The sequence below is a fragment of the Variovorax sp. S12S4 genome, assembly GCF_023195515.1.
Classification (GTDB): domain Bacteria; phylum Pseudomonadota; class Gammaproteobacteria; order Burkholderiales; family Burkholderiaceae_C; genus Variovorax.
The window spans coordinates 1,591,873-1,610,321 of record NZ_JALPKR020000002.1; the positions used below are offsets into that span (position 1 = coordinate 1,591,873).

General features: G+C 66.0%; 17 protein-coding genes and 2 pseudogenes. 9 read left to right on the top strand and 10 right to left on the bottom strand.

Annotated features, from left to right (window positions below; translation table 11 throughout):
* Positions 1-65: 65 nt before the first annotated feature.
* From M0765_RS08095 to sucC, 3 genes and pseudogenes are all read right to left on the bottom strand, one after another.
* Entirely contained in the window at positions 66-752 is a 687-nt protein-coding gene (locus M0765_RS08095; RefSeq protein ID WP_258503009.1) for a TerC family protein, read from the bottom strand.
* A gap of 98 nt (positions 753-850) precedes the next feature.
* Positions 851-1,743: pseudogene (sucD, locus tag M0765_RS08100) on the bottom strand (succinate--CoA ligase subunit alpha).
* Positions 1,744-1,753: 10 nt separating this feature from the next.
* The gene (sucC, locus tag M0765_RS08105; protein ID WP_258503010.1) at positions 1,754-2,920 is read right to left on the bottom strand and encodes an ADP-forming succinate--CoA ligase subunit beta; all 1,167 of its coding nucleotides are present in this window, start codon (positions 2,918-2,920) and stop codon (positions 1,754-1,756) included.
* A gap of 206 nt (positions 2,921-3,126) precedes the next feature.
* On the opposite strand from sucC, the gene argC reads away from it, so the two are divergent.
* Positions 3,127-4,050, top strand: a complete 924-nt coding sequence (gene argC / locus M0765_RS08110) for an N-acetyl-gamma-glutamyl-phosphate reductase (RefSeq protein ID WP_258503011.1) — start codon at positions 3,127-3,129, stop codon at positions 4,048-4,050.
* Between the two features lie 21 nt (positions 4,051-4,071).
* On the opposite strand, the gene M0765_RS08115 is transcribed toward argC, so the two are convergent.
* From M0765_RS08115 to recA, 3 genes and pseudogenes are all read right to left on the bottom strand, one after another.
* Entirely contained in the window at positions 4,072-4,803 is a 732-nt protein-coding gene (locus M0765_RS08115; RefSeq protein ID WP_258503013.1) for a hypothetical protein, read from the bottom strand.
* A gap of 141 nt (positions 4,804-4,944) precedes the next feature.
* A pseudogene (gene recX, locus M0765_RS08120) lies at positions 4,945-5,394 on the bottom strand (recombination regulator RecX); the annotation flags it as partial.
* Positions 5,395-5,443: 49 nt separating this feature from the next.
* On the bottom strand, positions 5,444-6,562 hold the full coding sequence (gene recA, locus M0765_RS08125) for a recombinase RecA (RefSeq protein WP_258503014.1): 1,119 nt from the start codon (positions 6,560-6,562) through the stop codon (positions 5,444-5,446).
* Between the two features lie 146 nt (positions 6,563-6,708).
* On the opposite strand from recA, the gene M0765_RS08130 reads away from it, so the two are divergent.
* From M0765_RS08130 to M0765_RS08140, 3 genes are all read left to right on the top strand, one after another.
* The gene (locus M0765_RS08130; RefSeq protein ID WP_258503016.1) at positions 6,709-7,194 is read left to right on the top strand and encodes a MarR family winged helix-turn-helix transcriptional regulator; all 486 of its coding nucleotides are present in this window, start codon (positions 6,709-6,711) and stop codon (positions 7,192-7,194) included.
* 67 nt (positions 7,195-7,261) lie between these two features.
* Positions 7,262-7,936: a response regulator gene (locus M0765_RS08135; RefSeq protein WP_157616436.1), complete on the top strand. Its 675-nt coding sequence runs from the start codon at positions 7,262-7,264 to the stop codon at positions 7,934-7,936.
* 38 nt (positions 7,937-7,974) lie between these two features.
* Complete coding sequence (locus M0765_RS08140; RefSeq protein ID WP_258503017.1) at positions 7,975-9,420, top strand: sensor histidine kinase; 1,446 nt, start codon at positions 7,975-7,977, stop codon at positions 9,418-9,420.
* A 12-nt stretch (positions 9,421-9,432) separates the two neighbouring features.
* Here M0765_RS08140 and M0765_RS08145 read toward each other — a convergent pair whose 3' ends face one another.
* From M0765_RS08145 to M0765_RS08155, 3 genes are read right to left on the bottom strand one after another with little or no spacing between them, the layout of a single operon-like run.
* Positions 9,433-9,636: a sporulation protein gene (locus tag M0765_RS08145; protein ID WP_258503018.1), complete on the bottom strand. Its 204-nt coding sequence runs from the start codon at positions 9,634-9,636 to the stop codon at positions 9,433-9,435.
* 8 nt (positions 9,637-9,644) lie between these two features.
* Positions 9,645-10,469 carry a biotin--[acetyl-CoA-carboxylase] ligase gene (locus tag M0765_RS08150; RefSeq protein WP_258503019.1) on the bottom strand — a complete coding sequence of 275 codons (825 nt, stop codon included), beginning with the start codon at positions 10,467-10,469 and terminating at the stop codon, positions 9,645-9,647.
* Positions 10,470-10,471: 2 nt separating this feature from the next.
* Complete coding sequence (locus M0765_RS08155; protein WP_258503020.1) at positions 10,472-11,113, bottom strand: SET domain-containing protein; 642 nt, start codon at positions 11,111-11,113, stop codon at positions 10,472-10,474.
* A gap of 183 nt (positions 11,114-11,296) precedes the next feature.
* Between M0765_RS08155 and M0765_RS08160 the strand changes: the two genes are divergently transcribed.
* The gene (locus M0765_RS08160) at positions 11,297-14,239 is read left to right on the top strand and encodes a DNA topoisomerase III (RefSeq protein ID WP_258503022.1); all 2,943 of its coding nucleotides are present in this window, start codon (positions 11,297-11,299) and stop codon (positions 14,237-14,239) included.
* Entirely contained in the window at positions 14,236-15,231 is a 996-nt protein-coding gene (locus M0765_RS08165) for a Bug family tripartite tricarboxylate transporter substrate binding protein (RefSeq protein ID WP_258503023.1), read from the top strand. The genes M0765_RS08160 and M0765_RS08165 overlap by 4 nt, the downstream gene beginning before the upstream one ends.
* A 12-nt stretch (positions 15,232-15,243) precedes the next feature.
* Here the strand turns inward: M0765_RS08165 and M0765_RS08170 are convergent, their stop codons facing one another.
* Positions 15,244-16,167, bottom strand: coding sequence for a LysR substrate-binding domain-containing protein (locus M0765_RS08170; protein WP_258503024.1), 924 nt, complete (start codon positions 16,165-16,167; stop codon positions 15,244-15,246).
* Positions 16,168-16,280: 113 nt separating this feature from the next.
* Here M0765_RS08170 and M0765_RS08175 point away from each other — a divergent pair, with 113 nt between their 5' ends.
* The 3 genes from M0765_RS08175 to M0765_RS08185 all read left to right on the top strand — a co-directional run bounded on the left by M0765_RS08175 (position 16,281) and on the right by M0765_RS08185 (position 18,427).
* Entirely contained in the window at positions 16,281-17,246 is a 966-nt protein-coding gene (locus M0765_RS08175; RefSeq protein WP_126749619.1) for a tripartite tricarboxylate transporter substrate binding protein BugE, read from the top strand.
* 7 nt (positions 17,247-17,253) lie between these two features.
* Positions 17,254-18,132, top strand: a complete 879-nt coding sequence (locus M0765_RS08180; RefSeq protein WP_258503027.1) for an N-formylglutamate amidohydrolase — start codon at positions 17,254-17,256, stop codon at positions 18,130-18,132.
* Positions 18,133-18,244: 112 nt separating this feature from the next.
* Entirely contained in the window at positions 18,245-18,427 is a 183-nt protein-coding gene (locus M0765_RS08185) for a hypothetical protein (protein ID WP_258503028.1), read from the top strand.
* Positions 18,428-18,449 lie beyond the last annotated feature (22 nt).

The following is an 18,449-nucleotide window of genomic DNA, read 5'->3' on the forward strand; positions in this document are numbered from 1 at the left end:
GGGGCCGATTGGAAAGAGGGACGCGCCGACGCTCACCATTGTGTACAAGCGTGGGCGCGCGGCATTCAGTGCCCGGCCGCAGCGCGTGCGCGCTGCTGCAGCAAGCGGCCGGCGGCCACGACAAAGAACGCACCGGCGGCCGCGGCCGCATAGTGCAGCCAGGGGTTGGCCGCGAGCACGCCATGCAGCGAGACGTCGCTTGCAATCGTCTCCCCGCCGACCCAGCCGATCAGGGCGGCACCCAGCATGACGATGATCGGAAAACGTTCCATGAGCTTGATCATGAGCGTACTGCCAAAAATCACCAGCGGAATGCTGATTGCGAGGCCGAGCACCAGCAGCACCATGCTGCCTTGCGCGGCAGCCGCCACGGCAATGACGTTGTCCAGGCTCATGACCAGGTCGGCCAGCAGGATGGTGCGCACGGCAGCGAGCATGCTGCCGTATTCCTTGGCCTCGCCGTCATCCTCTTCTTCCTCGCCCAGGAGCTGCAGGCCGATCCACAGCAGCAGCAGGCCGCCGACGATCTGCAGGTACGGCAGCGCCAGCAGCCTGGCCGCCACGAGGGTCAGCACGATGCGCAGCACCACGGCCGCGCCCGAGCCGAACAGCACGGCTTTTTGCTGCTGCGCGGGCGGCAGGGAACGGGCAGCCATGGCAATCACCACGGCGTTGTCACCCGAAAGAATGATGTTGATCCAGACAATCTTGACCAGGCCGATCCAGAAATCGGTGCTTTGAAGGAGTTCCATGTCTCTTTTCCACTGTGTTGTAGTGAAAAAAGCGCCCGCAGGGTTTGCGGGCGCTTTTTTCTTTTTGCGTGGTGCGCAGAGAGAAGGTCTGCTGCGGTTTAGAGCTGTGCCTTGAGCAGCTTTGCCAGCTCCGAGAAGTTGCGCGTGACGGTGAAGCCGCACTCTTCCATGATGGCGAGCTTGGCATCGGCCGTGTCGGCGCCGCCCGAGATCAGCGCGCCGGCGTGGCCCATGCGCTTGCCGGGAGGAGCGGTAACACCGGCGATGAAGCCGACCACCGGCTTCTTCATGTGTTCCTTGCACCAGCGAGCCGCATCAGCCTCGTCGGGGCCGCCGATTTCGCCGATCATGATGACCGCGTCGGTGTCCGGATCGTCGTTGAAAGCCTTCATCACGTCGATGTGCTTCAGGCCGTTGATCGGGTCGCCGCCGATGCCCACTGCCGACGATTGGCCGAGGCCGATTTCGGTGAGCTGCGCCACGGCTTCATACGTGAGCGTGCCCGAGCGCGAGACCACGCCGATGCGGCCCTTGCGGTGGATGTGGCCGGGCATGATGCCGATCTTGATTTCGTCGGGCGTGATCAGGCCGGGGCAGTTCGGGCCCAGCAGCAAGGTCTTCTTGCCGCCGGCCGCTTCCTTGGCCTTCATCTTGTTGCGCACTTCGAGCATGTCGCGAACCGGAATGCCTTCGGTGATGCAGATCGCCAGGTCCAGGTCGGCCTCGACGGCTTCCCAGATGGCGGCGGCGCGCCTGCCGGCGGCACGTAGATCACCGACACGGTGGCGCCGGTTTGCGAAGCAGCTTCCTTCACCGAGCCGAAGATCGGGATGTTGAAGATCGACTCGCCGGCCTTCTTGGGGTTCACGCCTGCCACGAAAGCGTTCTTGCCGTTCGCGTATTCCTGGCACTTTTCGGTGTGGAACTGACCGGTCTTGCCGGTAATGCCTTGCGTGATGACTTTGGTGTCTTTGTTGATGTAGATCGACATGACTTGTTCCTTAGGCCTTCTTGACTGCTGCCACGACCTTCTGGGCCGCTTCCGCCATGGTGTCGGCGCTGATGATCGGCAGGCCCGATTCGGCCAGCAGCTTCTTGCCTTCGACTTCGTTGGTGCCCTTCATGCGCACGACCAGCGGTACTTGCAGGTTCACGGCCTTGCAGGCTGCGATCACGCCGGTGGCGATGGTGTCGCACTTCATGATGCCGCCGAAGATGTTGACGAGGATGGCCTCGACATTCTTGTTCTTCAGCATGATCTTGAAGGCTTCGGTGACCTTCTCGGGGGTGGCGCCGCCGCCCACGTCCAGGAAGTTGGCCGGCTCGCCGCCGAACAGCTTGATGGTGTCCATGGTGGCCATGGCCAGGCCGGCACCATTCACGAGGCAGCCGATGTTGCCGTCGAGCGAGATGTAGGCCAGGTCGAACTTGGAGGCTTCGACTTCGGCTGCGTCTTCTTCGTCGAGGTCGCGCAAGGCCACGATTTCAGGGTGGCGGAACAGCGCGTTGCTGTCGAAGTTGAACTTGGCGTCCAGCGCCATGACGTTGCCCTTGCTGTCACGGTTGAGCGGGTTGATCTCGACCAGCGAGGCGTCCGTCTCCATGTAGCAGGTGTAGAGCTTCTTCAGGATGTCGACCGTTTGTGCGGTCGAGTCGGCCGGCATGCCGATGCCGTCGGCAATTTCCTTGGCTTGCGCGTCGGTCAGGCCTTCCTTGGGGTCGGCGTAGACCGTGATGATCTTTTCGGGCGTGGAGTGGGCCACTTCCTCGATGTCCATGCCGCCTTCGCTCGATGCGATGAACGCGATCTTCTGCGTGGCGCGGTCGGTCACGGCCGAGACGTAGTATTCCTTGTTGATGTCGGCGCCATCTTCGATGTAGAGGCGGCGCACCTTCTGGCCTTCGGGGCCGGTCTGGTGGGTCTTGAGCTGCATGCCGAGGATTTCGCCGGCGAGCTTCTTGACGTCCTCGATGGACTTGGCGACCTTGACGCCGCCGCCCTTGCCGCGGCCACCCGCGTGAATCTGGGCCTTGACGACCCAGACCGGGCCTCCAAGTTTCTGGGCGGCCTCGACCGCCTCCTGAACCGTATAGGCCGGAATGCCGCGCGGCACCGGCACGCCGAACTTGGCAAGAATTTCCTTGCCTTGGTACTCGTGAATCTTCATGAGGGTTGTCTCTCGGAAGGAGGAAGTTGAGAACGGGAGATCTGGGGTCTGAGGCGTCTTTGGCTCTGTTGTTCGCGGGCGACGGCAACCTGACGGCTGGGGGCGGCGAACAACCGCGGACTGTATCATGGTGCGGCGCACCAATACTCGACGTGACCTTGCGGTCAATACGTACTTTCTTCTAGCGACCCCACGGATACTCCGATATGGCCAAGGTTTTCATCGACGGCGAAGCCGGCACCACCGGTTTGCAAATTCGCGAGCGGCTCCAGACGATGCCGCAAATCGAACTCGTGAGCATTGCGCCCGAGCTGCGAAAAGACGTGAACGCCAAGCGCGAACTCATGGCCGGTGTCGACCTGGTGGTGCTGTGCCTGCACGACGACGCGGCCCGCGAATCGGTTGCGCTGATCGACCAGCTGTCGGGCAAGAAGCCCAAGATCATCGACGCATCCACCGCGCACCGCGTGGCGCCCGGCTGGGTGTTCGGCTTCCCTGAACTGGTGGAAGGCCACTGGCAGGCCGTGGCCGCGGCCGACCGCGTCGGCAACCCGGGCTGCTATGCCACGGGCGCCATCGCCATCGTGCGCCCGTTGGTCGATGCGGGCCTGCTGCCGGCCGATTTCCCGGTTTCGCTGCCCTCGGTCAGCGGCTATTCGGGTGGCGGACGGGCCATGATCGAGGACTACGAGGGCGGCAAGGCGCCGCTCTTCGAAACCTACGCGCTCGGCCTCAAGCACAAGCACATTCCTGAAATCATGAAGTACACCGGCCTCACCCGCCGGCCCGTCTTCATTCCTTCGGTGGGCAATTTCAAGCAGGGCATGCTCGTGCAGCTGCCGCTGCACCTCGACCTGCTGCCCGGCAAGCCGAAGGCCGGCGACCTGCACGACGCCATTGCCGCGCACTACGCCAGGAGCAACACGCCCGAGCAGTTCGTGAAGGTGCTGCCGCCTACCGACAACGGCAAGCTCGACGCGCTGGCGCTCAACGACACCAACGAGCTCGAAATTCGCGTGTTCCCGAACGAAGACCACCGCCATGCGGTGGTGATTGCGCGGCTGGACAACCTGGGCAAGGGCGCCAGCGGCGCCGCGGTGCAGAACCTGAAGCTGATGCTGGCGCTCTGAGCGCCAGCCATCGTTCCCGGTTCACCTGACGAGCCAGAGGCCGACGCCCAGCAGCACCGCGTGCGCGCCCAGCGCAATGTAGAGCGGCTTGCTTGAGGGCTCCGCCATCTCCTGCAGCGTTTCGTTGATGCGGCGCGTGAGCAATGCGCGCAGCGCCGGGTCTTGCGCGGCGCCCTCTTCTGCTGCCGCCAGCTCGCCATGTTCCGCACGGCCTTGCTGCCATTCGGCGAGCATGTCGCTCAATGGCAAACGGTTGAGCACAAAGCCGACCACCGCGCGCACCGCCTTGCCCTCACCCAGCACCGGCGCAAGCTGCTTGCTCAGCGCGTCGACGGACAGCCAGTCGGCCGCACGCTGCAGCGTGCCGTGCGTGCGCGGCATGGCTTCGATGCGGCCTGCGATAGCGCCGCCCAGCCGCTCAGACACGGCCTCGCCCCGCGCAGCCACCAGGTGCTGCATGGCCTTGGCCCGGCCCTGCTGCACACCCAGCATCACGTAGACGACCACGAAGAGAAACAGCAGCACCGCGACCAGCAGGGGCGGCGAAGTGAGCAGCGCGAGCGCGGCACCGGCGCCGCCCGCACGCGCGCCCGCATTGCCGGGCCCCTGCAGCTGGCTCAGGTAATAGAAGAAGGCGCCGCCACCGAGGATGAGCGAGAGCAAGCCGCCCTTGACCACCGATCCGATGAAGGCGGCGCCGGCCTTGGCACCCGCGCGCATGAGCGACGGCTGGCCTGCAGGTCCTGAAGACATGAGAGTTCCTCCTCCGAAGTTTTATATGAAGGCGGTCCTCGTGCGGGACCGGCCCGCGCCGATCATGCCATCGGCGGCATCTTGAGCATCACCGCCGCGGCGGCGCAACGGCGCTACCCGCTTCATTCGCCGCCGGTCGCTGTCGCCGTCGAAATCGCTCCGGAGCACCTTGGCCACCACCGCGCCCGAAAAGCCGCGCGCCATCAGAAAGCGCATCTGCTTGGCGCGCTCCTTCGCATCGGTGGGCGGTGCATCGAAACGGCGGCGCCACAACGCAGTGGCGCGCTCTACTTCGGTGTCTTGCAGGCTGGCCACGGCTTGTGCGATGGCTTCGGGCGTGATGCCCTTGGCCTGCAATTCCTGGCGCACACGCAATGCGCCCGAGCGGGCGACGCGCTGGTTCAGCACCGAGGCCACCACCCGCGGCTCGCTGATGAAGTCCTTGGCGGCCAGTTCGTCGAGCGCGCGGGCCAGCGTACCGGGCTCTTCTTCATGCCTGGCCAGCTTGCGCTCCAGTTCCGCGCGCGAATGCTCGCGCTGGCTCAGGAGCCGCAATGCGCGGCCTTTGAGTGAGGGGGCACCGAATGCCATGCCGGGTGGTCGCTTGCGCGGCCCCGCGAGAGGCCGCGCCGTACCTTGCTTACTCGCCCTTGTCGGCCTTCTCGGCCTTGGCTGCCTTCGCAGGCTTCTCGGCCTTTTCGGTGGCCGGGGTGTCGGCATCAGCCGCCAGCAGCGGAATGCCCAGCGACTCGCGCACCTTGTTCTCGATTTCGCGCGACAGCTCGGGGTTCTCGCGCAGGAATTCGCGTGCGTTGTCGCGGCCCTGGCCGATCTTTTCGCCGTTGTAGGCGTACCAGGCGCCCGACTTGTCGAGGATCTTGGCGTTCACGCCCATGTCGATGATTTCGCCTTCGCGGCTGATGCCTTCGCCGAACAGGATGTCGAACTCGGCCGTCTTGAACGGGGGCGACACCTTGTTCTTCACCACCTTCACCTTGGTTTCGTTGCCGATGGCTTCGTCGCCCTTCTTGATGGTGCCGATGCGACGGATGTCCAGGCGCACCGAGGCGTAGAACTTCAGCGCATTGCCGCCGGTGGTGGTTTCGGGCGAGCCGAACATCACGCCGATCTTCATGCGGATCTGGTTGATGAAGATGACCATGCAGTTGGTCTTCTTGATGGTGGCGGTGAGCTTGCGCAGCGCCTGGCTCATCAGGCGGGCCTGCAGGCCGGGCAGCGAATCGCCCATTTCGCCTTCGATTTCGGCCTTGGGCGTGAGCGCGGCCACCGAATCGACCACGATCAGGTCGACGGCGCCCGAGCGCACCAGCGAATCGACGATTTCGAGCGCCTGCTCGCCGGTGTCGGGCTGGCTGATCAGCAGGTCGGACAGGTTCACGCCGAGCTTCTGGGCGTATTGCACGTCGAGCGCATGCTCGGCGTCGACGAAGGCGCAGGTGCCGGCCTGCTTTTGCATGGCGGCGATGACCTGCAGCGTGAGCGTGGTCTTGCCCGACGATTCAGGACCGTAGATTTCGATGACGCGGCCGCGCGGCAGGCCGCCGACGCCCAGCGCGATGTCCAGGCCGAGCGAACCGGTGGAGACCACCTGGATGTCTTCAAGCGCCTCGCCTTCGCCGAGCCGCATGATCGTGCCCTTGCCGAACTGCTTTTCGATTTGCGCCAGCGCGGCTTGCAGGGCCTTGGCCTTTTCACTGTTGGCGACCGAGATGCTTGCGCCCTTGACGACTGCGTCCATGTGGAAATCTCCTTGAAAATCAACGGTTTGTGTGTGACTGCCATCCATCTGCTTTTAATTACAGGCTGGATGCTTGAACAGTAGTGTAGGGGCTCATTGGTTTCAGTAAACTCATTTTTTAGTCAGTTTGCTTTACCATTTGGCGGATGGCTGACAATGCTTTTCCGACCGATCCCGATGCTTGGCGGCAAACCCACCTGGGCCGCCTGCTGGGCCATGCGATGCGCCGCTTCGACGAGCGCGTGCTCGAACTCATGGCGCATGACGTCGAAGTGCCGCTGGCGCTGTCGAACCTGGCCGCCCGGGCCCAGGTGAGCGCCGCGCACATCCACATCACGCGGCACCTGGCGCGCGAAGGTTCGCGCCTGACCGAACTGGCCGAACGGGCCGGCATGACCAAGCAGGCCATGGGTGCGCTGGTAGACCAGTGCGAAGCCTGGGGCCTGGTCACCCGCGGGCCCGACCCGCTCGATGCGCGGGCGCGGCGCGTGCTTTTCACCGCCGACGGATTGGCATGGCTCGACGCCTTTCGCGGCGCAGTCACGCAGGCCGAGCGCGAATTCCGCGCCAGCGTCGGCAACGACGTCGCCACGGTGGTAACCATCGGTCTGGAAGCGTACACAGCGGGCTAGACTCGGCTGGGAGAGAGACAAATGTGAACGGCGCCGGCGCGGCGCCCGAACCGGCCGGAGGTGGCTCATGCGGATTCTGATTGCCGAAGACGACCAGGTGCTGGCCGATGCCCTGCTGCGCAGCCTGCGCACCTCGGGCGCGGCGGTCGACCACGTGGCGAACGGTTCGCAGGCCGACACCGCGCTCATGACGCACAGCGAGTTCGACCTGCTGATCCTCGACCTCGGGCTGCCCAACCTGCACGGCATCGAGATCCTCAAGCGCCTGCGTGCGCGTGGTTCGCAGTTGCCCGTGCTGGTGCTCACCGCGGCCGACAGCGTGGAAGAACGCGTCAAGGGCCTGGACCACGGCGCCGACGACTACATGGCCAAGCCCTTCAGCCTGCAAGAGCTCGAAGCGCGCGTGCGGGCGCTCACGCGGCGCGGCATGGGTGCCACCAGCAACACCATCCGGCACGGTCCGCTGGTGTACGACCAGGCCGGCCGCGTGGCGACCATCGACGGCAAGATGGTCGAGCTCTCGGCGCGCGAACTCGGCCTGCTCGAGGTGCTGCTGCAGCGCGCGGGCCGCTTGGTCAGCAAGGACCAGCTGGTGGAGCGCCTGTGCGAATGGGGCGAGGAAGTGAGCCTGAACGCGATCGAGGTCTACATCCACCGCCTGCGCAAGAAGATCGAGAAGGGGCCGGTGCGCATTGCCACGGTTCGCGGCCTCGGCTACTGCCTCGAAAAAATCCAGCAATGACACGCGGGCTTGCCCCGCGGCTTCGGAGGCCGTAAGCCTTGAAACTGTTCCAGCGCGCGCAGCGCTCCCTGTTCGGCGAGATCCTCGACTGGATGCTCACGCCGCTGCTGCTGCTGGTGCCGGTGAGCATCGGCGTCACGTGGCTGGTGGCACAGGGCATTGCCAATGCGCCCTTCGACCGCGCGCTCGAATACAACGTGCAGACGCTGGCGCGGCTCGTCACGGTACAGCAGGGCCAGACGCAGTTCGTGCTGCCGCAGCCGGCGCGCGAAATCTTGCGGGCCGACGACGCCGACCGCGTGTACTACCAGCTGCTCGACAGCCACGGCAAGCTGCTGAGCGGCGAGTCCGACGTGCCGCATCCCAACACCGACGAGCCCCCGGTGCCGGGCGTGGTCACGTTGCGCAACGGCGAAATGCGCGGCAAACCGGTTCGCGTGGCCTCGCTCTGGCTGGCCAATGACGACGACGACTCGGCGCCCGCGCTGCTGCAGGTGGCCGAGACGCGCGAGAAGCAGTCGGTGCTGGCCACCGAAATCATCAAGGGTGTGCTGCTGCCGCAATTCGCGATCCTGCCGCTCGCGGTGCTGCTGATCTGGCTGGCGCTGGTGCGCGGCATCAAGCCGCTGTCGGTGGTGGAGGCGCGCATCCGCGAGCGCCGTCCGGGCGACCTGAGCCCGCTCGACGAATCGTCGGTGCCGCTCGAAGTGGTGCCGCTGGTGTCTTCGGTCAATGAGCTGCTCGACAAGCTCAACGACTCGATCCACACGCAAAAACGCTTTCTCGCCGACGCGGCGCACCAGCTCAAGACGCCGCTCGCGGGCCTGCGCATGCAGGCCGACCTGGCGCAGCGTGAAGGCGCCAACGCCGACGAGCTGAAGCAGTCGCTCAAGCAGATCGGCCGCGCCAGCGTGCGCGCCACGCACACGGTGAACCAGCTGCTCTCGCTCGCGCGCGCCGAAAGCACCGGTGCCGGCACGGGCCGCCAGCCCTGCGATCTGGCCCGGCTCACCATTGAAGTGGTGCGCGAAGCCGTGCCGCGCGCCATCGAAAAGCGCATCGACCTGGGCTACGACGGCGCCGAAGCGGGGGCGCCCGGCGTGGTGCTCGAAGGCAACCCGACTCTGCTGAAGGAACTGGTGCGCAACCTGGTCGACAACGCCATCAACTACACGCCGTCGACTCCTGAGCGGCCGGGCGTGATCACCGCGCGCGTGCTGGCCGACCCCTTCGGGCATGTGGTGTTGGTGCAGGTGGAAGACAACGGCCCGGGCATCGCGGAATCGGACCGCGAGCTGGTGTTCGAGCCGTTCTACCGCGTGCTCGGCAACGAGGCCGACGGTTCGGGGCTGGGCTTGCCGATCGTGCGGGAGATTGCCAACCAGCACCATGCGCAGGTCAAGCTTGAAGACGCGCATCCGGGCCGGCAACCGCCGGGCGCGCGCTTCACGGTGCGCTTCGAGGGCGAAGAACTGGCGCCTTGAGCGGCAGCGTGTTCAGGGCGCGGCGGTGGTGTTGCCGGTCTTGCCGTCCTTGCGGATCTGCAGCCACTCGGGATGAACCTGGCGCGAGAGGCGCTGCGGCTCGCGCTCGGTGATGCCGGCGGGCATCAATCCGAAGCCGGCAAGGTCGCCGCGGGCCCACAGCCAGTAGCCGACATTGGCCAGGACGAGAACGATCAGTGCAAGGCGCAACTTCATGGTGAATCTCAAAAAGCCATGCCGCGAGGACGCACGCTGACCTCGTCGCTCGAGACCATCTGCAAGCCCGCGGCCGTGCGCACCTGCAGTTCGCCGCCCCAGGCCACGCCTTCGCATGTGCCAAAGCTGCCGTCGCTGAGCTGGACCTCGCGCCCCCGCAATGCGTCGCGCGCGGCAAAACGCTCGGCAAAGGGCGCGAAGCCTTGCGCCTCGAAGGTCTGCACGCTGCGCACCAGCGGCGCGGCAAGTTCGGCAAGCACTTCGGGCCCTGTGGCGTCAGGGCGCCATTGGCGCAGCCACGCGGGCGGCGTGCGCATGCCCTCGGCTTCGCGCGGGCCGATGTTGATGCCGATGCCGATCACCAGGTAGCGCGGCGCGGCCGCCGCATCGGCACGGCCCGCATGCGGCATGGCGGTTTCGATCAGGATGCCGGCCAGCTTGCGGTCGTTAATCCACAGGTCGTTAGGCCACTTGAGCGCCACCTTCGCATCGCCGGACGGGTCGAGGCTTTCCGCCACGCTGACACCCACGGCCAGCGAGAGCCCCGACCAGTCGCGCGGCGCGAGCGGCAGGCCCAGCGAAAAGGTGAGCGAGGCGGCGTTTTGCTGCTCGCCCTGCTGCGCGCTTTGCCAGGGCCGGCCAAGGCGGCCGCGTCCGGCGGTCTGGCGCTCGGCCACCAGCAGCACCGGCTCGGCGCGGCCGGCGCGCGCGCGGCGCATGAGCTCGGTGTTGGTCGAGTCGATCTCGGCCACGGCCTCGACCGCAAAGCCGGGCAAGAGCGGCGCCACTGCCGCGGCAATCCGGTCTTCGAACCTGTCGGCCGTGGTGCTCATGCTCAGCCCTTGTCGGCCTCGTCCTTTTTAGACTTCTTTTTCTCGGACTTCTTTTCAGCCTTTTTTTCGGCTTTCTTTTCTGCCTTTTTGGCTTCTTTTTTCTCGGCCTGTTTCTCGGCTTTTTTCTTTTCGGCCTTCTTCCTGGCTTTTTTCTTCTTTTTCTTTTCTTCGTCTTCGTCCTTGGGCGTCAGCAGCGTGCCGCGGCAATTCTCGGAGCCGCACCAGCACGGAAACTCGGCCAGCAGCTTGGGCGTGTAGGGCTCGTCGATGATCAGGCCGTAGTCGTAGTTGAGCTCTTCTCCTGCAGCGATGTTGCGCAGGGCCTTGATATAAACGCGCCCGTTGACTTCGTCGGCCTCGCAGTTCGGCTCGCACGAGTGATTGATCCAGCGCGCGGCATTGCCGTTCACGTTGCCGTCGATCACCCGGCCGTCGTCGATGTGGAAGTAGAAGGTGTGGTTGGGCTGGGAGGGGTCGTGCGGATGGCGGCGCAGCGCCTCTTTCCAGCTGATGACTTCGCCCTTGTATTCGATCAGCGTCTCGCCTTCGGCCAGGTCGTCCACGGCGAACACGCCGTTGCCGTGGACATCCGAACGCCGCATCTGAATGCGGCGGCCGGCGAATTGTGGGGATTTGGAAGGCATCGCCGAAGTCTGTTAGGTTGAATATGCACACATGCGCGTGTGCGCGTGCGCACACGCGGGAAGCCGCAGATTGTATGTGGCCCCCACGCTCTCGCACTGCGTGTCGTCGCTGCCCCCCGAAGGGGCCGCAGGCCGCCTTGAGGCGGCTCGGCGCCGGCCTGGGAACTCTTTTAGGAATTGTTGATGAAGACTTTGGTAATTGCAGAAAAGCCGTCGGTGGCACAGGACATCGTCCGCGCCCTCACGCCGGTGGCCGGCAAGTTCGACAAACATGACGAGCATTTCGAGAACGAAAGCTACGTTGTGACCAGCGCTGTCGGCCACCTGGTCGAAATCCAGGCGCCCGAGGAGTTCGACGTCAAGCGGGGCAAGTGGAGCTTCGCGAACCTGCCGGTCATTCCGCCGCACTTCGACCTGAAGCCGGTCGACAAGACCAAGACGCGCCTGAACGCCGTGGTCAAGCAGGCCAAGCGCAAGGATGTGACGCAACTCATCAACGCCTGCGACGCGGGCCGCGAGGGTGAGCTGATCTTTCGCCTCATCGAGCAGTACGCGGGCGGCAAGACCGGCCTGAACAAGCCGGTGAAGCGCCTGTGGCTGCAGTCGATGACGCCGCAGGCCATTCGCGACGGCTTCGATGCGCTGCGCACCGAAAAGCAGATGCAGGGCCTGGCCGACGCCGCGCGCTCGCGCTCCGAGGCCGACTGGCTGGTGGGCATCAACGGCACGCGGGCCATGACGGCCTTCAATTCGCGGGACGGCGGCTTCTTTCTGACGACCGTGGGCCGCGTGCAGACGCCCACGCTCTCGGTGGTGGTCGAGCGCGAGGAAAAGATCCGCAAGTTCGTGAGCCGCGACTACTGGGAAATCCACGGCGTGTTCCAGGCCGAGGCCGGCCAGTACCCCGGCAAGTGGTTCGACGCGAACTTCAAGAAGCCGCCCGCGGGCCCGGACGGCGCAACCGACGCCGAGATTCGCGCCGACCGCGTGTGGAGCGAGCGCGAAGCCCGCGAGATCGCCGATGCGGCGCGCGGCAAGCCCGCCACCGTCACCGAGGAAAGCAAGCCGACCACCCAGGCTTCGCCGATGCTGTTCGACCTGACCTCGCTGCAGCGCGAGGCCAACGGCCGCTTCGGCTTCTCGGCAAAGACCACGCTGGCGCTGGCGCAGAGCCTGTACGAACGCCACAAGGCCCTGACCTATCCGCGTACCGACTCGCGCGCGCTGCCCGAGGACTACCTGCCGGTGGTGAAGGACACGATGAAGATGCTCGCCACCAGCGGCATGAAGCATCTGGCGCCCTTCGCGCAGCAGGCGGTCGACGGCAGCTACGTGAAGCCGAACAAGCGCATCTTCGACAACGCCAAGGTGTCGGATCACTTCGCCATCATTCCGACGCTGCAGGCGCCGAGCGGCCTCTCCGACGCCGAGCAGAAGCTCTACGACTTCGTGGTGCGCCGCTTCATGTCGGTGTTCTTCCCGAGCGCCGAATTCCAGGTAACCACCCGCATCAGCACGGTGGAAGCCGGCGGCAAGAAGTACCCCTTCCGCAGCGACGGCAAGGTGCTGGTCAAGCCGGGCTGGCTCGCCATCTGGGGCAAGGAAGCCATCAATGACGACGATGAGAAGGACGGCAAGAACCTGGTGGTGGTGAAGCCCGGCGAGACGGTGAAGACCGAATCGGCCGACCTGAAGGCGCTGAAGACCCGGCCGCCGGCGCGCTATTCGGAAGCCACGCTGCTGGGCGCCATGGAAGGCGCCGGCAAGACCATCGACGACGACGAACTGCGCGAGGCCATGCAGGAAAAGGGCCTCGGCACGCCAGCCACGCGCGCGGCCATCATCGAAGGCCTGATCAACGAGAAATACATGCTGCGCGAAGGCCGCGAGCTGATTCCGACGGCCAAGGCCTTCCAGCTCATGACGCTGCTGCGCGGCCTGGGTGTGGAAGAACTCTCCAAGGCCGAGCTCACGGGCGAGTGGGAATACAAGCTCGCGCAGATGGAAAAGGGCGCGCTCAGCCGCGACGCCTTCATGCGCGAAATTGCCGAGATGACGCAGCACATCGTCAAGAAGGCCAAGGAATACGACCGCGACACCGTGCCGGGCGACTACGCCACGCTTGCCACGCCCTGCCCCAACTGCGGCGGCGTGGTGAAGGAAAACTACCGCCGCTACAGCTGCACCGGCAAGGCCGGGCAAGAGCCCTGCGGCTTTTCTTTCGGCAAGTCGCCGGCGGGCCGCACCTTCGAGGTGGCCGAGGCCGAGGCGCTGCTGCGCGACAAGCACATCGGCCCGCTGGAAGGCTTCCGCTCCAAGGCCGGCTGGCCCTTCACGTCGGAGATCGTGCTGAAGTTCGATGACGAAGCGAAGAACTGGAAGCTGGAGTTCGACTTTGGCGACGACAAGAACGCCGACACCGGCGAGATCGTCGACTTCAGCGAGCAGGACACCGTGGGCCCCTGCCCCATCTGCGGCGCGCCGGTGTTCGAGCACGGCAGCAACTACGTCTGCGAAAAGTCGGTGCCCACCAACGCGCAGCCGACGCCGAGTTGCACCTTCAAGACCGGCAAGATCATCCTGCAGCAGCCGGTGGAGCGCGCGCAGATGGAAAAGCTGCTGGCCACCGGCAAGACCGACCTGCTCGACAAGTTCGTGAGCATGCGCACCCGCCGCGCCTTCAAGGCCTTCCTGACCTGGAATGCCGAAGAAGGCAAGGTGACCTTCGAATTCGCGCCACGCGAAGGCGGCAGCAAGTTCCCGCCGCGCAAGACCTTCGGCAAGGCGGCGCCTGCGGGCAAGACGGCCGCGGCCAAGAAGGTGGCGGCAAAGAAGACACCGGCCGCTAAAAAGGCACCGGCTGCGAAGAAGGCCGCCGCGCCGCGCAAGCCCGGCGCGGGCTTGAAGCCGAGCGACTCTTTGGCTGCGGTCATCGGCGCCGAGCCGGTGGCGCGCACCGAGGTCATCAAGAAGCTGTGGGACTACATCAAGGCCAACGGCCTGCAGGACGCGACCAACAAGCGCGCGATCAATGCCGACGCCAAGCTCAAGCCGGTGTTCGGCAAGGACCAGGTGACGATGTTCGAACTGGCGGGCATCGTGGGCAAGCATCTGTCGGCACCATGAGGGTGCAGCGCAGGCGTTTCGCCGCTGCCTTGGCGGCCGGTGCGGCGGTGTTGTTTGGCGTCACGGCCGGCCTCGCGCAGGCCGCCGCGTGGCCCGACCGGCCCGTGAAGCTGGTGGTGCCCTTCCCGCCCGGGCAGGCCACCGACATCTTCGCGCGCGCCCTGGCCGAACAACTCGGCAAGCGGCTGGGCCAGCCGGTCATCGTCGACAACAAGGCCGGAGCCGGCAGCAACATCGGCACCGAGTTTGTGGTGCGCTCGCCGGCCGACGGCTACACGCTGGTGGTGGCCGGAAGCGCCATGGCAGTGAACCAGACGCTCTACGCGAAGCCGGGCTTCGATCCGCGCAAGGACCTGGTCGGCATTTCGCTCATCGCCACGGTGCCGCTGGTGTTCCTGGCCACGCCCGAAAGCGGCATTCGCAGCATGACCGACCTGGCGGCGCGCGCCAAGGCCGAGCCCGGCAAGCTGAGCTACGCCAGCGCCGGCATCGGCGGCACGCAGCATCTCTCGGGCGAGATGTTCAAGTCGGCGGCTCGCGTCTTCATCACCCACATTCCGTACCGCGGCAGCGGGCCGGCGCAGGCGGACTTCCTGGGCAATCAGGTGCCGCTGATGGTCGATTCGGTGACGGCCGCGCTGCCGCACATCAAGTCGGGCCGCGCGATTGCGCTGGCGGTGACCTCGGCCAGGCGCACCTCGCAGTTGCCCGACGTGCCGACGGTGCGCGAAAGCGGCGTCTCGGGAACGAAGGACTTCGAAGCCGTCGGCTGGCTCGGGCTGATGGCGCCGCGCGGCACGCCGCCCGAGATCACGGCGCGTCTGAACCAGGAAGTGACCGACATCCTGAAGAGCGAACAGATGGCGCGCTTCATACGCGAGCGGGGCTCTGAGCCCACGCCCACCACGGGCCCCGAGTTCGACCGCTTCGTGGCAAGCGAGATCCAGCGCTGGGGCGGCGCGGTGAAGGCATCGGGCGCCAAGTCCGAATAAGCGCCACGCCCGTCAGGCGGCGGCCGGCGGCGTTCCGGCGTTGCGATCGACCTCCGCCAGCAGCCAGCGGCGGAAATGGTCCAGGGTGGCCAGCTGGCCGCGGCCCTCTGGGTAGCAGAACCAATAGCCTTCGTTGCCGCGGTAGCCGCCGCCCGGCAGCGGCTCGTCCACCAGCCCCGAAGCGATTTCATCCTGCACCAGGCAGCGCGGTACCAGCGCCACGCCCATGCCCACCATCACCGCGCGAATCATGGTCTGGAACTGGTCGAACTGCGGGCCGGCCAGCGGATCGAGCCCGCGCACGCCGTGCGTCTCGCTCCATTGCAGCCACGATTGCGGCACGGTCACATGGCGCAGCAGCGTGCAGCGCGCCACGTCTTGCGGGGTGCGAATGGCCACCTCTGCGTGGCCGGCACGCGGCGCGATCAGCGCCACATCTTGCCCCGCCAGGTAGTGCGAACGAGCCCCCGGCCAGTGGCCGTCGCCGAAGAGGATGGCGCAGTCGAGCTCGGGCCGCTCGAAGTCGTAGCCGTGCGTATAGGGCACGAAATGCAGGGTGATCTGCGGATGGCGCCGCTGGAAATCGGGCAGGCGCGGAATGAGCCATTTGGCACCGAAGGTCGGCAAGGTGGACAGGTGCAACGCGCCGCCGCCGTCGCCGCTGGTAATGAGCTCCAGCGTGGCGGCCTCCAGCTGCGCGAGCACGGCGCGCACCGACTTCTCGTAGCGCTCGCCCGCGGGCGTGAGCGCCAGCCGCTTGCGGCTGCGCTCGAACAGCGGCACGCCGATCCAGCGCTCCAGCTCCTGCACCTGCTTGCTGACCGCGCCCTGGGTCAGGTGCAGCGCCTCGGCGGCGCGCGACACGCCGCCGAAGCGCACCACGGTGGAAAAGGCGCGCAGCAGGTTCAGAGGCGGATTGAGGCGGCGGAGCGACATGGCTGGAAGCCCATTAAAACATTCCAGATCAGAATGTTAGCTGGTCTATCCTTTGCTTGAAGTGATGCAGCAACTTTTGCTTCATTACCCTCTGCCTCATTGGAACAGTCCCCATGCAACGTCGTCATCTTCTTTCCGCCCTGGCCGCCGTTTCTGTCGCTCCAGGAATATCTTTTGCCCAACAAGGAAAACCGATCCGCATGATCGTGCCCTTCCCGCCCGGCGGCGCCACCGACATCACCGCGCGCGTGCTCTCGGAGCCACTGGCCAAGATCCTGCAGCAGCCCGTGGTCATCGACAACCGCGCCGGGGCCGGCGGCTCCATCGGCATGGCCGAAGTGGCGCGCTCGGCGCCGGACGGCCTTGCCTTCGGCGTGGCCACGCTCTCTACCCACGGCGTGAACCCGGCCGTGTACCAGAAGCTGCCCTACGACCCGATCAAGGGCTTCGTCGCGGTGACCGAGCTGGTGAAGGCGCCGGGCGTGGTGGTCATCAACCCGCAGGTGCTGCCGGTGAAGAGCTTCGCCGAGCTGGTGAAGTACCTGAAGGCCAACCCGGGCAAGGTGTCGTACGCCTCGCCGGGCAACGGCACCATCGGCCACATGTGGGGCGAGCTGTTCAAGAGCAGCACCGGAACCTCGATGGTGCACATCCCCTATCGCGGTGCGGGCCCGGCCATCAACGACGTGCTCGCAGGCGAAGTGCCTGTGTATTTCGACCAGGTGGCCTCCTCGCTGCCGCACGTGAAGGCGGGCAAGCTGAAGGCGCTGGCCGTGTCGTGGAGCAGCCGGCTCGACGTGCTGCCCGAGGTGCCGACGTATCGCGAACTCGGCTACCCGGCCAACAACGATCCCTCGTGGTTCGGTCTTGTGGCACCCGCCGGCACGCCGGCCGACGTTGCGCTGCGCATGCAGCAGGCCGTGGCCACCGCGCTGAAGGACGCCTCGGTGCGCGAGCGGCTGGCGCTGCAGGGGCTCTATGCGTCGGGCACCACGCCGGCCGAGTTCGCGAAGCAGATCGACAGCGAGATCGAGAAGATGAAGAAGGTCGCGGCCTTTGCTCGAATCCGATTGGACTGACCCGCCTATGCATCCTGTCCTGAAACTGATCCAAACCCGCGCCCAGGTGACCAGCGTTGCCGGGCATGCGCCGCTGGTGCTCGATTCGCCGCACAGCGGCACTGTGTACCCCGAGGACTTCCGGCCCGTGTGCGACCTGGCCACGCTGCGCCGGGCCGAAGACACGCACGTCGAAAAGCTCTACGCCTTTGCGCCCGCCATGGGCGTGGCGTGGATCGAGGCGCACTTTCCGCGCAGCTACCTGGACGCCAACCGCGACACCACCGAACTGGACACCACCCTGCTCGACGGCACGTGGACCGAGCCGCTGTCGGACGACCCGCGCGTGCTTTCCAAGGTGCGGCTCGGCAAGGGATTGATCTGGAAGCTCACCGACGAAGGCCTGCCGATCTATGACCGGCTGCTGAGCGTGGACGAGGTGCGCGGGCGCATCGACCACTGCTGGCGGCCGTATCACGCCGCGGTGGCCCGGGCCATCGACGACGCGCATGCGCGGCACGGCTACAGCATTCACATCAACTGCCATTCGATGCCGGCCATCGCGGGCAGCCATGCCACCGACTTTCCGGGGCTTGCGCATGCGGACTTCGTGATCGGCGACCGCGACGGCAGCACCGCCGACCCGGCGCTGTCGCACAAGATCTGCGAGCACCTTCGCGAGCGAGGCTACAGCGTGGACTACAACCACCCTTACAAAGGCGTGGAACTGGTTCGCCGGCATGGCCGGCCAGCGGAAAACCGGCACAGCATCCAGGTCGAGATCAATCGCAAGCTCTACATGGACGAGGCCACGCTGGCGCTCGACGAAGCGGGCGCGGCGCGGCTGCAGGAGCACCTGAAGTCGCTGGTCGAGATGCTGCTGGCCACCGATCCACGCAAGGGCTGAACACCCCTGCGCGTGCGGCCCCCGCGTGCATCCCATGCGGGGTGCGTGTTGTTACAGCGACTTGACGAGCCCCACGCCTATAGTGGGCCAAGTCAAACCTCCTGGAGATTCTGTGAAGCCATTCATTGCAGCTGTTCTTGCCATTGCGATGGGCGTCCTGGTAGCGGGCTGCGCCGGCACAGGGTCGGCCGGCAGCAGTGACCGCGCCGCGTCGTCGTCGGGCAGCGGCGTCACGGTGTTCGGCACCATCGACGCCGGCGTCAGCGGCAGCACCAACCGTTCCGAACGGCGCTAGCCGGCCTTTTCGGTCGGCGCTC

Excerpts from the sequence above, each read along its gene's own strand:
- M0765_RS08095 (WP_258503009.1), bottom strand. The coding sequence starts at position 752 with ATGGAACTCCTTCAAAGCACCGATTTCTGGATCGGCCTGGTCAAGATT.
- sucC (WP_258503010.1), bottom strand. The coding sequence starts at position 2,920 with ATGAAGATTCACGAGTACCAAGGCAAGGAAATTCTTGCCAAGTTCGGC.
- argC (WP_258503011.1), top strand. The coding sequence starts at position 3,127 with ATGGCCAAGGTTTTCATCGACGGCGAAGCCGGCACCACCGGTTTGCAA.
- M0765_RS08115 (WP_258503013.1), bottom strand. The coding sequence starts at position 4,803 with ATGTCTTCAGGACCTGCAGGCCAGCCGTCGCTCATGCGCGCGGGTGCC.
- recA (WP_258503014.1), bottom strand. The coding sequence starts at position 6,562 with ATGGACGCAGTCGTCAAGGGCGCAAGCATCTCGGTCGCCAACAGTGAA.
- M0765_RS08130 (WP_258503016.1), top strand. The coding sequence starts at position 6,709 with ATGGCTGACAATGCTTTTCCGACCGATCCCGATGCTTGGCGGCAAACC.
- M0765_RS08135 (WP_157616436.1), top strand. The coding sequence starts at position 7,262 with ATGCGGATTCTGATTGCCGAAGACGACCAGGTGCTGGCCGATGCCCTG.
- M0765_RS08145 (WP_258503018.1), bottom strand. The coding sequence starts at position 9,636 with ATGAAGTTGCGCCTTGCACTGATCGTTCTCGTCCTGGCCAATGTCGGC.
- M0765_RS08150 (WP_258503019.1), bottom strand. The coding sequence starts at position 10,469 with ATGAGCACCACGGCCGACAGGTTCGAAGACCGGATTGCCGCGGCAGTG.
- M0765_RS08155 (WP_258503020.1), bottom strand. The coding sequence starts at position 11,113 with ATGCCTTCCAAATCCCCACAATTCGCCGGCCGCCGCATTCAGATGCGG.
- M0765_RS08160 (WP_258503022.1), top strand. The coding sequence starts at position 11,297 with ATGAAGACTTTGGTAATTGCAGAAAAGCCGTCGGTGGCACAGGACATC.
- M0765_RS08165 (WP_258503023.1), top strand. The coding sequence starts at position 14,236 with ATGAGGGTGCAGCGCAGGCGTTTCGCCGCTGCCTTGGCGGCCGGTGCG.
- M0765_RS08170 (WP_258503024.1), bottom strand. The coding sequence starts at position 16,167 with ATGTCGCTCCGCCGCCTCAATCCGCCTCTGAACCTGCTGCGCGCCTTT.
- M0765_RS08175 (WP_126749619.1), top strand. The coding sequence starts at position 16,281 with ATGCAACGTCGTCATCTTCTTTCCGCCCTGGCCGCCGTTTCTGTCGCT.
- M0765_RS08180 (WP_258503027.1), top strand. The coding sequence starts at position 17,254 with ATGCATCCTGTCCTGAAACTGATCCAAACCCGCGCCCAGGTGACCAGC.